We start from the raw sequence: 11,629 nt of genomic DNA on the forward strand, positions 1-11,629 counted from the left end.
TTGAGAAATATTAAAATTTATCCATACTGACCACTCAAGCCATGTTGAGACGGTAGCTCTGTTGTCCAAACTAAATACAGAACATCATTTAGATATAGAAATAGGGGAAGATGAATTATCTGAAATTGACTTTTCAAAAGACGCAACTTATGGAGAAATTAAAAAGTATGTGTTAGATAAATACGGACTAAAAGTTTCAAGCCTATATATTGCACAAATAAAAAGGAAACATGGTCTAATAGAGAGAGAAAATTATAATTTTAGTAAGAAAGAAAATCAAAGAGTGCCAAATTGCCCAGAAGAAAAAGAAAAAGCAATCGAAGATGCTTTAGAGCATTTTGGAATGATTTAAATAATATCTAAGATTGAAAATTTTAAAATGAAGACTTAAAAACTTTAAGATTAAAAAGATATGTACTTCTTATATAACCTAAGAAGATTAATTGAAAATCAGGGGAACGATGATGGTAAAATAAAAAATTTTAACAACTAAAGAAGAATTAGGCATTATTGCCAAAGAGGTTTTTATGAAGTTAAAAATACTGAAAAAGACTTGTTAGAATTGAAAATTTTAGATCATTGTGCAGGGTTTCGTGTCATAATAGTGATAGAGGCAAATAGTTATGTAAATATAAAGAGTTCAAGACTTCTACCAAAGTTTAAAACTCAAAAAATAAATAGTTGGTGTGCTGCTTAGAGTAACCATTTTGATAATGTGGATGCGAAACAAAAAGAGATAATCAGACTTCGTAAAAAATTGAAACAGGTTGAAATGGAGAATGATATTTTAAAGCAAGCTGCACTACTGTTAGGCAAAAAATAGACCTCATTATCTCGAACCGAGATAAATATAGCATTAGTGCAATGTGTAGACTACTTGGGGTCACAAGAAGTTTAGTCTATTATCATTTGAACAAAGAAAAAGATGTGAAATTAGATGAAGATGAAAAACTAATAGAAGAAATAAAAGAAATATTCAGAAGAAGTAGAAACAACTATGGAACACGCAAAATAAAAAAAACTAGGGAAAATTGGATATAAAATATCGAGAAGAAAAATAGGCCGAATAATGAAGAAAAATGGCCTAGTCTCAAACTATACAGTAGCACAATATAAAGTAATAAGATCCAAATGCAACGAAGAAGACATCCCTAACCTTTTAAATAGATAATTTGACAATAGAGACTATTTAGAAGCAATAGTAAGCGAGCTAACATATGTAAGAGTAGGAAAAACATGGAATTATATATGTTTTAATAGACTTAAACAGCCGTGAAATAATAGGATACTCATCAGGTAAAAACAAAGATGCAAATCTAGTAGCAGAAGCATTTTACTCAATAAGGCAGCCACTAAATCGTATAAAAATATTTCACACAGACAGAGGAAGAGAATTTAAAAATATAAAAATAGAAGAAATATTAAAGGTATTTGGGATAAAAAGATCGCTAAGTAAAAAAGGAAGCCCATATGATAACGCAGTAAGCGAAGCAGTCAATAAAGTAATGAAGACAGAATTCATATATCAGGAGAACTTTACTAATTTCCAAGAACTTAATCTAAAATTAGCAGAATACGTATATTGGTATAATAACCTAAGAATTCATGGATCTTTAGGATATAAAACACCAGTAGAATATAGAAAAGCAGAATAAAAAGCTCTGGAAGTTTCATAAATTAAATAAAATATATGAACAGACTGTCAAGGGCAAATTTCAACGAAATTTGGGCGAAGCCTTTACCCTTGATTGTCTGAGAATATATTTTATAATCTAAAGAAACTTTCAAGCTTGATAATGTTCGGTTATAAATTGTCTAAAAAAGGGTTGCCATTCCATGTATTTGGGTTCATTAGAAGAATGCCGAGCAATGGGTAACATGACGCTGATGTGTTTATACACAAAAAAGCTACACGTGCGTTGGCTGACAACAGGGAGCTAAGTAAATTAACACCAGCTAAAATGTTTGACGCTATTAATAAATGACAAGTATATGAAATTGGCTTTACCTAGTTTAAAAAAGAAATTATAATGAAAATATGGAGGCTAAGAATATGAAGATTAATAATGAATGTTGTTGTGGATGCAAAACAGAAAAGCCGGATCAAATTAAAGACAATTGTCCTGTATGTAATAATGAAGGGATTTCCGTTAGTAAAGTAACTGTTGAACATCTAGTGGTAGATGATTATCGTAATGCTGTTAACGGAGATCAATATAAGATTTGCATGAACGAGGACTGCGACGTTGTTTACTATAACTTAGATAATGAAATAAAATTCTTGAAAGACCAAGTTAGAGTTCCTATCTGGTTTAAGAAAGATGCAGATCCTAAGTATGCTTGTTATTGTAGCGAAGTCACAGAAAATCAGGTAATTGAAGCAGTTGTAAAGCATGGCGCGAAATCCGTAAAAGAAGTAAATGCCATCACTGGGGCAATGAAAAATTCTAATTGTAAAGAAAACAATCCGTTGGGAGTTTGTTGTCATAAGATTATTCAGGAAGCTATCGATAAAGGCTTGAAAATGAAATAATTACAGTCGATATGTTCCTACAAACGAGAGCCAATCTTTGATATGTTTCCATCTACGAGCGTGGATATGTTCCCCATAACCATAGGGGTTGAAGCTATAGCGTTGATACAAAAGATGTAAATAAGGAAGATACCAAGACGTTTTCATCAGTTTTTTCACCCTTAGTAATGTAATCTATTGTCAAATTTAGAGTTGATTTTATAGGATGTATTTTTGTAATTGCCACACTAATCATCAGAACTTTCTTTTGATTTATTAAGAAGTAGGGAATGGATCTGCCATATTTCTCTTGACAGTTTTTCTATCTGTTTATTCATTTCTTCAATTTCATTTTTGTAAATAATGCCAGTTGTATTAGTAGCCTTGGCGATCTGGTTTATATTATTTGTTGCATTTGAGAGTAGCCATTGTAAGTTTCTAAATGGTTCTAAATCTACAACATAAATTTCTTTCTCTAATACACATTTCCTAAGAAAGTGGGACATAGTTTTGCAATTTGCAAGTTTCATTTTCTTTTCAAAAAATTTTTTCTTCTTTGGTTAATTTTATTTCTATTCCTTCATTTCTAAATCTATCTGCCATTTTATTGTCCTTTATAAAATATATTTCGGGGTCTTAGGGTTCTCCCTAACAAGGTTAAAATTAAAAAAATGGAGCATTCCGTAAAGGTCTGCTCCATTAATTTTTTTGTAAGTGTCCGTACACTTACTGTGCTTGCTATTAAAGTTATAAGCGTAAAGCGTTTATTAAGTTTTATTAATTATACCGTATTTAAATAAATTAATTAAGAAGTATATGGTAGAGTAGAGCAAAATTTATAATTTGATCGATATTGAAAATACTTTCCAATTAAGCTATAATAAAAACCGAGGGAGTCCTCGGAAAAACAATCGAATGACTGGAGGTATTTTTTGAAAGATAAGGAAATAAAAGTTGGTCAAATAAGAAAAAAAGAAATTCGAGATGCAGCAATGAGATGTTTTTTGAATAAGGGATTTCAGAATACAACGATGGAAGATGTGATTAAAGAAGTTGGCATGAGCACAGGTGGCGTCTATCATCATTATAAAAGCACAGCTGAAATGCTTAAAGATTTAATGCTTGACGGAAATCAGTATAGAAATAATTTAATTGATAATTATTTAGAAGCTCACATAGGTCAAGATAAATATGAACAGATGAGTGAAATTTTAGTGGATAAATGTCTACCAGATACTGATATTACTAAGGTTTATTCTCTATTATTACAATCAAAAAAATATAATGAAGAATTAGAGAGGATGTTTCAAGATTTGAAAACAGAAACAGTAAATCAATTAGATTCAATATCTAATAAATTAGGAATTGATTCAAAGATTTTTGAAGATGGTTTTTTAGTAAATTATATAAATGGAATGATATTAAGCTCGCAAGTTCTTAATGCAAGAGATTCATATGATGAGAATAGGAAATATCTAAAAGATACAATTTTAAATTATATTTTAGATTTAGAAAAAAATAGATAACTAAGGAGGTTTCAGAAATGAATAAAAAATTAGAAGTTAGAGATTTAATTAATGTTGGTCTGTTTGCGGTACTTGGGTTTATTTTTATGCTAATAGGCTCATTTACAGCTATGGTTCCTGTTTTGATGCCAATTGTTCCATTAGTACAGGGGATTTTAGTTGGACCTAGTAACATGCTTTTTTCAACAAAAATTAAGAAGCCAGGAATGCTTTTTATTCAAACAATGCTAATATCTTTAGCTTATGTCATCATGGGTCATGGTCCATGGGCACTTTTAACAGGAGCAATTGCAGGATTTATTGGAGAAATAATATTAAAATCAGGCTCTTATGACAGTAAAGGAAAATCTAGATTAGCATTTTCTTTTTCAAGTCTTTGTACTTTAGGAAACTATGTTCCGATTATCATCTCAAGAAATGAGTATGTACAAGAGCTTTTAAATCAAGGTTATAAACAAGAATTTATTGACACGATGATGAAAGTTATGCCTGATTGGATTTTAATAGTCATGGCTATTTTAGGATTTATTGGTGCTTTTGTAGGTTGTAGCTTAGGAATTGTGTTTTTGAAAAAACATTTTTCAAAAATTGGTAAGTAAGAATTAGGGAGCAGGTTATTAGATATGATAAGGATAGATTTTAGAGCAAAATTATTTTTAATGTTGGTTATTTCTTTTATAATGACAATTGGAAATATTCAAAGTCTAAATCCTATATATTATGTATTAATATGTATGCTCCCTACTTTTTTATTATTTTTATCTGGACATATAAAATCTGGGATTAAAGCAATCATATTTTTCATAATATTGAATATTATAGAAATTAATATTAGGGAATTAAATGATTCCATAATATTATCACTTATACACATAGTTATAATTATAATAAAAAGAGTTTTTGCACCTATGGTTATGGGAAATTATATAATTTTAACAACTAGTGTAGGAGAAGCAATTTGTTCATTAAAAAAGGTGAAGTGTCCTGATCAGATAGCCATTCCTGTTGCGGTTATGGTTAGATATTTTTATGCAACAAGAATTGAGTATAGACAAATAAAACAAGCTGTTTATTTGAGGGATATAAGTTTTAAGAAATTTTTAAAGAATCCTATTTTATTAATTGAATATAGGATAATCCCACTATTGATGACCCTATCAAATTCTGCTGATGAATTGACGGTAGCTTCATTAACTAAGGGTCTTGCTGTCAATCAAAATAGATCAAATATTAGAGAAGCAAAGTTAACATTTGCTGACTATTTAATTTTTTTTGTTTCTATTTTAGTTTTATTTTTTTATATAAGAGGTAGAAAATATGCTTAAAATAAGAAAGCTTGATTTATCTTTTGATGATGAAAATATCTTAAAAAATCTAAATTTTGAATGTAAAGCTGGTGAAATTACAGTTATTACAGGACATTCTGGATGTGGAAAAAGCACACTATTAAAAGCAATTAATGGGGTAATACCTGAATACCTTGATGCTAATATTAGTGGAGAAATAAAATATAACAACCTAGATTTACTAAGTAAAAATATATTTGAAAGATCATGTATTATTTCAAATGTATTTCAAAATCCAAAATCTCAATTTTACTGTATGAATTCCACTGAGGAGTTAGCCTTTCAGCTAGAAAATAGAAATACTGACATGTTAGAGATAATCAATAGAATAAAGAAATACTCAAAACTCTTAAATATAGAATACTTATTAGACAAAAATATATTTGATTTATCTGGTGGAGAAAAGCAAATGATAGCACTTGCAGCTTGTGCAATTTCTGAAAATGATATTATCTTATTAGATGAACCATCTTCATCATTAGATAATGAATCTATAGAAAGGTTAAAAGAAGCCTTAGTGAAATTAAAAGAATTAAATAAGATAATAATTGTTGTGGAACATAGATTATTTTATTTAAAAGATATAATGGATAGGCTCTGCATTATTGATAATGAGTCTTTAAATTCATACGAAAAAGAAGATTTAAATGATTATAATTTGAAAGCTATTGCAGAAGGATATGAACTTAGAACATTTAATAAAATAGAGAAAAGTGATTTAGAGATTAATAAATATTATAAAGTAAATTTATTGGATGATAAAAATAATTTTAGCAATGGAGATTTATCGTGTCATAATTTCAAGAAAAAATATGAAAAGAATAAAATTATTGACTTCAGTATTTCCTTTAATAAGGGAGTAAATTTTATCATTGGAAAAAATGGAATAGGGAAAAGTACTTTCATTAAATTATTGACCGGTACTACAAAAGGTCACGGAGATGTATTTGTTAATCAAAAAAAAGTTACAAAACAAAATAAAGAAATTTTTATGGTAATGCAAGATCCTAGCTCCCAGCTTTTTACAGAAAGTGTATTATCGGAAGTATCAACAGTAAGTGAAGATAAAAGCCTAAATGAAAAAATGTTGGAAAAGATGGGATTATTATCAAAGCTTGAAAAACATCCTCAAAGTTTATCGGGAGGAGAGAAGCAAAGATTGTTGATTGCTATAGCAAGGCTTAGTAGTAAACCTATTATTATCTTAGATGAGCCTACAAGTGGATTATGTAAACCACAGATGGATACATTAATTAATTTCCTACACGATATGGAGAGAGAAGGAAAACTCATTATAATTATTACACACGATTATGAGTTTATAAAAAACTGTGGGGGTAATATTTATGAGTTTTCAAAATAAAATATTTTAGAATGGAGGAGTGTTGTGGACTATTTAAAACGCATTTGGGAATATGCAGAAACAGAGAAAAAGTGGATTAAACTTGCTATTTTTCTTTCTAGTATAGGGGTTTTATGTGGAATTATGCCATATATTTTTGCTAGTAGCATTATAAATAATCTAATTCAAGGGAATCATGATACCAAATATTACATGTTACTATGTCTATTTATATTTCTTGGATATAGCTTAAAATCAATTTTATATTCATTTGCACTAAAAATTTCTCATAAAGCAACCTTTTCAATTTTAAAGAACTTAAGAATAAGTATAGCTCAAAAACTTCCTAGAATGCCTTTAGGAAAGATTATAGACACAAGTAGCGGAGAATTTAAAACAACCATTGTTGACCAAGTAGAAAAAATGGAAAGACCATTAGCTCATTTGCTTCCAGAAATGACAGCAAATATATTAGGACCGCTATTTATCATTATTTATTTATTAATCATTGATTGGAGATTGGCAATTCTTTCTTTAGTTTCAATTCCAGTTGGTATGATGTTTATGGGTTTAATTATGAAAGATTACGCAAGTGATTATGCTAAATCTGTTGAGGTCAATACCAATATGAATAAGTCAATTGTCGAATATATCAATGGAATTGAGGTTATAAAAACTTTTAATCAGGGTGAGAATTCCTATTCTAAATATGAGAATAGTATTTATGCAAATGCTGAATATTTTTATAAATGGATGAAGAAGACTCAATTTTCTATGTCGTTATCTAAAGCAATATCACCTACTACTTTGATAACGATACTGCCTATAGGTTTTTTGATGTATATAGGTGGTAGCCTAGAAATTAGTAGTTTTATAATGGTCATAATACTTTCATTAGGAGTAGCAGGTCCTTTATTAGCCGCAATTAATTTTATTGACAGTTTAGCACAAGTAGGAACAACAGTTAATAGAATAGATTCTATTTTAGCAGCTGATGAACAGATTCATAGCGATAATATAACTTATTTTGAGAACTATGAAATTAATATTAAGGATTTACATTTTGCATACGATGAAAACAAAGAAATTTTAAAGGGCGTAGATTTATTTGTAGAAGAAAATACAGTTAATGCTTTAGTTGGACCTTCAGGTTCTGGGAAGTCCACTATAGCAAAGCTTATTGCTGGGTATTGGGATATTAGTGATGGAGTAATTACTATTGGAGATAAAAATATATTAGATATTCCACTTAGACAATTATATGATTTGGTAGCATTTGTATCTCAAGACACTTTTCTTTTTAATGATACTGTGATGGAAAATATAAGAATGGGAAAGGTAAATGCTAGTGATGATGAAGTAATAGAAATGGCAAAAGCTTCGGGTTGTCATGAATTTATTATGTCATTAGAAAAAGGATATCAAACGATAGTAGGTTCTGGGGGAAGTAATTTATCTGGGGGAGAAAGGCAAAGAATTACTATAGCTCGAGCTATGCTTAAAAATGCACCAATTCTTATATTAGACGAAGCAACAGCTTATATAGATCCGGAAAATGAAGTTAAGTTACAAGAATCAATTTCTAAATTGATAGAGGGGAAAACTGTTATAATTATTGCTCATAGGCTATCTACTGTAACTGATGTAGATAAGATTTTTCTAGTTGAAGATGGAAAAATATCTTGTGCCGGTAATCATGAAGAATTACTAAATAAAAGCAATACTTATAAAGATATGTGGAGAGCAAATCTAAAAAAATAAGGAGTGCAAAATGATTAGTGGACTTAAAAAAATTTGGAACTTTGCAGATCTTGAGAAATCTAATTTAAATGTCTCTGTGGTCTTTGAGTTTATTTACGCCATATTTAATATGTTACAGATTGTAGCAATTTACATTGTATTAAACTCCATCTTTTCAGATGATAAAAATATGAAAGTTTCATTAATAGTTTTAATATTACTAACTTTAAGTATTATTGGAAGAAGCTATTTTAATTCTCTTGCCCAACTTAAACAGGTACACGCAGGATATTTTATGGTAGCTAATAAAAGAGTAGAAATAGGGAAACTTTTAAAAACTGTACCTATGGGATATTTTAATAGAAATAATACTGCTTATATAACAGGAATAACTACTTCAGTATTGGATGATATAGAAAATACTGCACCATTTATTCTAGTAGGTGTATTAAGTGGTTTAATAAATTCAATAGTTTTTACTTTAATGATTTTTATTTTTGAATTTAAACTAGGATGTATTGTTTTTATAGGAACATTATTATACTTGTGCGCCGTATCCTATATGGAAAAGAAGTCAAGAGTCAGTTCTGCTGCTAGGCAAAAATCTCAATCAGAACTTGTGCAAAGAACTCTAGAATATATACAAGGGCTTTTTGTAATAAAAGCTTTTAATCTTGAAGGTATAAGAGATAAGGAAATAATATCGTCTATTACTAAGAATGAAAAAGTAAACTTAGATATGGAAGAAAGTCTTACTCCCTATATCATAATTCAAGATATTATTATAGCTTTCTTTAGTGTTATTATGATAGCAACATCATTGCAATTATTTTTTAAGGGAAGTATGAATATTTCAGACGGGATAATGGGTATAATAATGTCCTTTCTAGCTTTTAATCATATAAAATCAACGGGTAGCGTATTAGCAACTTTAAGACTAGTAACAAGTTCTATTGAAGAAGTTGAAAAAACTATGAGTATGCCTAAAATCGATATAGATGGCAAAAACATAGATCCAGAAAAATGTGATATAGAATTTAATGAAGTTTCTTTTTCCTACGAGGATAAAAAAATATTAAAAAACATATCTTGTAAAATTAAAGAAAATACAATGACTGCAATTGTAGGACTTTCAGGTTCAGGGAAAACAACTATGTGCAATCTAATTTCCAGGTTTTGGGACGTTGATAAAGGAAGTATAAAGATAGGTGGAATAGATATAAGAAAATATAAGTTAGAATCACTTATGGAATTAATAAGTACAGTTTTCCAAGATGTATATCTCTTCGAAGACACTATTGAAAACAATATAAAATTTGGAAAACAAAATGCAAGCCATGAAGAGGTTGTAGAAGCTGCAAAGAAGGCAAGGTGCCATGAATTTATAGAAGCTTTACCAGAAGGATATGACACTATCATCGGAGAAGGTGGAGCAAGCCTATCTGGTGGAGAAAAACAAAGAATTTCCATAGCTAGAGCCATGCTAAAAGATGCAGATATAATTATCTTTGATGAGGCAACTGCAAATATAGACCCAGAAAATGAAGATAAGCTTAAAGAAGCTATAGAACAACTTACAAAAAATAAAACAGTCATCATGATTGCCCACAGACTAAAAACCATAAGAAATGCAGACCAAATTTTAGTCTTAAAAGATGGAGAAATAGTAGAACGTGGAAATCACGAAGAACTGATTAAAAATAATGGACTTTATTCTGATCTTATCAACGCAAAAGCTAAGGCAGAATCATGGAAATTAAATAATTGATAGGAAGAAAGATTTAAAGTCTTTGAAGAAGAAAATTTAGATTAGAGGATTTATGCCTAATAGCATAAGTCCTTTTTTTATGTTCAAATTAATCATTGAAACTCAAAAATACTATAGAAAAATAAAAATTCTGTTTACCAAAGAGGACAAATTTCACTATATAAAGTGAGGGGTATTTTGTCATCAGGGAAGGTTCGGGCAGGAGTACATTTTATTTTCGTGCGGACAGCAAATGATTTTCGTCCAAAATGAAGCTAATTTGAATGAAAGCAGGTACGAGTGGATAAAAATGATTTAGGGGTTGGCAGAATGTTGATATTAAAAATTATACTAATGACGCTCGGCGTTGCATTTACCGTATTTGGATATAAGATTTATTTTCGAAAGAAGTATAATCTAATCAACGGCTTTGAAGAAGCTTATAAAGCAGGTAGAAAGACAGAATCAGATGCCAAGCGCGTGGGATTGGTAGAATTAATTATTGGAATTAGCCTAATTTTATTTGGATTCTATGCGATTATTATCAAATAACAGACTGAGATTTGTGAAAGGGTAGTATTAGGTGGCTAGTATTTGGTATGGGTACAATAATCTTTGCGAAATTCAATGGAATATGGCTATTTAAGGAAAATTTGCAATACTATTTTCCGGCAAGTCGTATATAGAGCATGGCAAGAAAAGTCTTGTAGGCAGAATTAGGAGCTTAGAAGAATGGAGAAGACTTTATGAGGAAGAATTTAAGCAAGAAGTTATTTTTACTTGGACTTGTACTATTTGTAATTTCTTACCTACTTCCGGTAGACATATTTCAAAGCTATACAAATCTAAGGCCAACCGGGCTTACATCGATGTTTGTCTGCCCAATTGTTGGACTAATAGGTTTAATATTTGGGGTAAAGGAAAAGGATAAGTTGTTTATGGCGTTAAATGTCCTTTTAATCTTATTACTGCCTATAGCAATGGTTGTAGGTAATCTAATAGAAGTAATGCAACTAAAACAAGAAAATAATAATCTAAACAGCTCTTTTGAGGGCTGTTTTTTTCTTTCTTTGCTCCAGAATGATATAATGTATTATAAGATACGTATTGATTAATATATGGTTCTATGTCAACCATTGGGGAGTCTAGTGAAAACTAGGCTCCTTTTTGTTTTCCTAAAAGCCATCCATCACCGATCTTTTGAACAAACAAAGAGTAATTTGGTTCGAAAATGATGAAAGTTTTGCATCCCAAAAGCCACACGCTTCACCGTCTTGATCTTGTTGTGCGTTCCTTCCACGTAGCCGTTACTCCACGGGTAATCAAAGCTGTTGGTGATCTCCTCGAACCAGTTGTTGTAGGCACGTAAGCAGTGGCGCCACTCCTTTAGCCCGCTTTTCTTTGCCTCTTCCATCC

General features: G+C 30.0%; 10 protein-coding genes and 4 pseudogenes. 11 read left to right on the plus strand and 3 right to left on the minus strand.

Features of this window, described 5'->3' with window-relative positions; genetic code table 11:
• Window positions 1–61: 61 nt before the first annotated feature.
• The 3 genes and pseudogenes from KO087_RS07010 to KO087_RS07020 all read left to right on the plus strand — a co-directional run bounded on the left by KO087_RS07010 (window position 62) and on the right by KO087_RS07020 (window position 2,533).
• Window positions 62–352: a hypothetical protein gene (locus tag KO087_RS07010; protein WP_002846220.1), complete on the plus strand. Its 291-nt coding sequence runs from the start codon at window positions 62–64 to the stop codon at window positions 350–352.
• Between the two features lie 357 nt (window positions 353–709).
• Window positions 710–1,655 (plus strand): annotated as a pseudogene (locus tag KO087_RS07015) (IS3 family transposase); the annotation flags it as partial.
• Window positions 1,656–2,053: 398 nt separating this feature from the next.
• Window positions 2,054–2,533, plus strand: a complete 480-nt coding sequence (locus KO087_RS07020) for a Csac_0668 family 2Fe-2S cluster-binding (seleno)protein (protein WP_000700631.1) — start codon at window positions 2,054–2,056, stop codon at window positions 2,531–2,533.
• Between the two features lie 124 nt (window positions 2,534–2,657).
• Here the strand turns inward: KO087_RS07020 and KO087_RS07025 are convergent.
• Together KO087_RS07025 and KO087_RS07030 are read right to left on the minus strand one after the other, a co-directional pair.
• A pseudogene (locus tag KO087_RS07025) lies at window positions 2,658–2,768 on the minus strand (relaxase); the annotation flags it as partial.
• Window positions 2,761–3,115 (minus strand): annotated as a pseudogene (locus KO087_RS07030) (plasmid mobilization protein). The pseudogenes KO087_RS07030 and KO087_RS07025, both read right to left, overlap by 8 nt.
• Before the next feature lie 329 nt (window positions 3,116–3,444).
• Here KO087_RS07030 and KO087_RS07035 point away from each other — a divergent pair.
• The 8 genes and pseudogenes from KO087_RS07035 to KO087_RS07070 form a co-directional block, all read left to right on the plus strand.
• Entirely contained in the window at window positions 3,445–4,038 is a 594-nt protein-coding gene (locus tag KO087_RS07035; protein WP_215508572.1) for a TetR/AcrR family transcriptional regulator, read from the plus strand.
• 17 nt (window positions 4,039–4,055) lie between these two features.
• The gene (locus KO087_RS07040; protein WP_072470056.1) at window positions 4,056–4,637 is read left to right on the plus strand and encodes an MptD family putative ECF transporter S component; all 582 of its coding nucleotides are present in this window, start codon (window positions 4,056–4,058) and stop codon (window positions 4,635–4,637) included.
• 24 nt (window positions 4,638–4,661) lie between these two features.
• A complete protein-coding gene (locus KO087_RS07045) occupies window positions 4,662–5,363 on the plus strand; it encodes an energy-coupling factor transporter transmembrane component T (RefSeq protein ID WP_215508573.1) in 702 nt (233 codons plus the stop codon).
• Window positions 5,356–6,747, plus strand: a complete 1,392-nt coding sequence (locus KO087_RS07050) for an ATP-binding cassette domain-containing protein (RefSeq protein WP_215508574.1) — start codon at window positions 5,356–5,358, stop codon at window positions 6,745–6,747. Before KO087_RS07045 ends, KO087_RS07050 begins: the two co-directional genes overlap by 8 nt.
• Before the next feature lie 24 nt (window positions 6,748–6,771).
• Window positions 6,772–8,487, plus strand: a complete 1,716-nt coding sequence (locus KO087_RS07055; protein WP_215508575.1) for an ABC transporter ATP-binding protein — start codon at window positions 6,772–6,774, stop codon at window positions 8,485–8,487.
• A gap of 10 nt (window positions 8,488–8,497) precedes the next feature.
• On the plus strand, window positions 8,498–10,234 hold the full coding sequence (locus KO087_RS07060; RefSeq protein WP_215508576.1) for an ABC transporter ATP-binding protein: 1,737 nt from the start codon (window positions 8,498–8,500) through the stop codon (window positions 10,232–10,234).
• Between the two features lie 279 nt (window positions 10,235–10,513).
• Window positions 10,514–10,765: a DUF3784 domain-containing protein gene (locus KO087_RS07065; protein WP_349665974.1), complete on the plus strand. Its 252-nt coding sequence runs from the start codon at window positions 10,514–10,516 to the stop codon at window positions 10,763–10,765.
• Window positions 10,766–10,959: 194 nt separating this feature from the next.
• Window positions 10,960–11,214, plus strand: a pseudogene (locus KO087_RS07070) (hypothetical protein); the annotation flags it as partial.
• A 188-nt stretch (window positions 11,215–11,402) separates the two neighbouring features.
• Here KO087_RS07070 and KO087_RS07075 read toward each other — a convergent pair.
• The coding region (locus tag KO087_RS07075) for a transposase (RefSeq protein ID WP_215508577.1) at window positions 11,403–11,629 on the minus strand (227 nt) is incomplete at its 5' end.

This window comes from Peptoniphilus rachelemmaiella, assembly GCF_943169845.1.
GTDB lineage: Bacteria > Bacillota > Clostridia > Tissierellales > Peptoniphilaceae > Aedoeadaptatus > Aedoeadaptatus rachelemmaiella.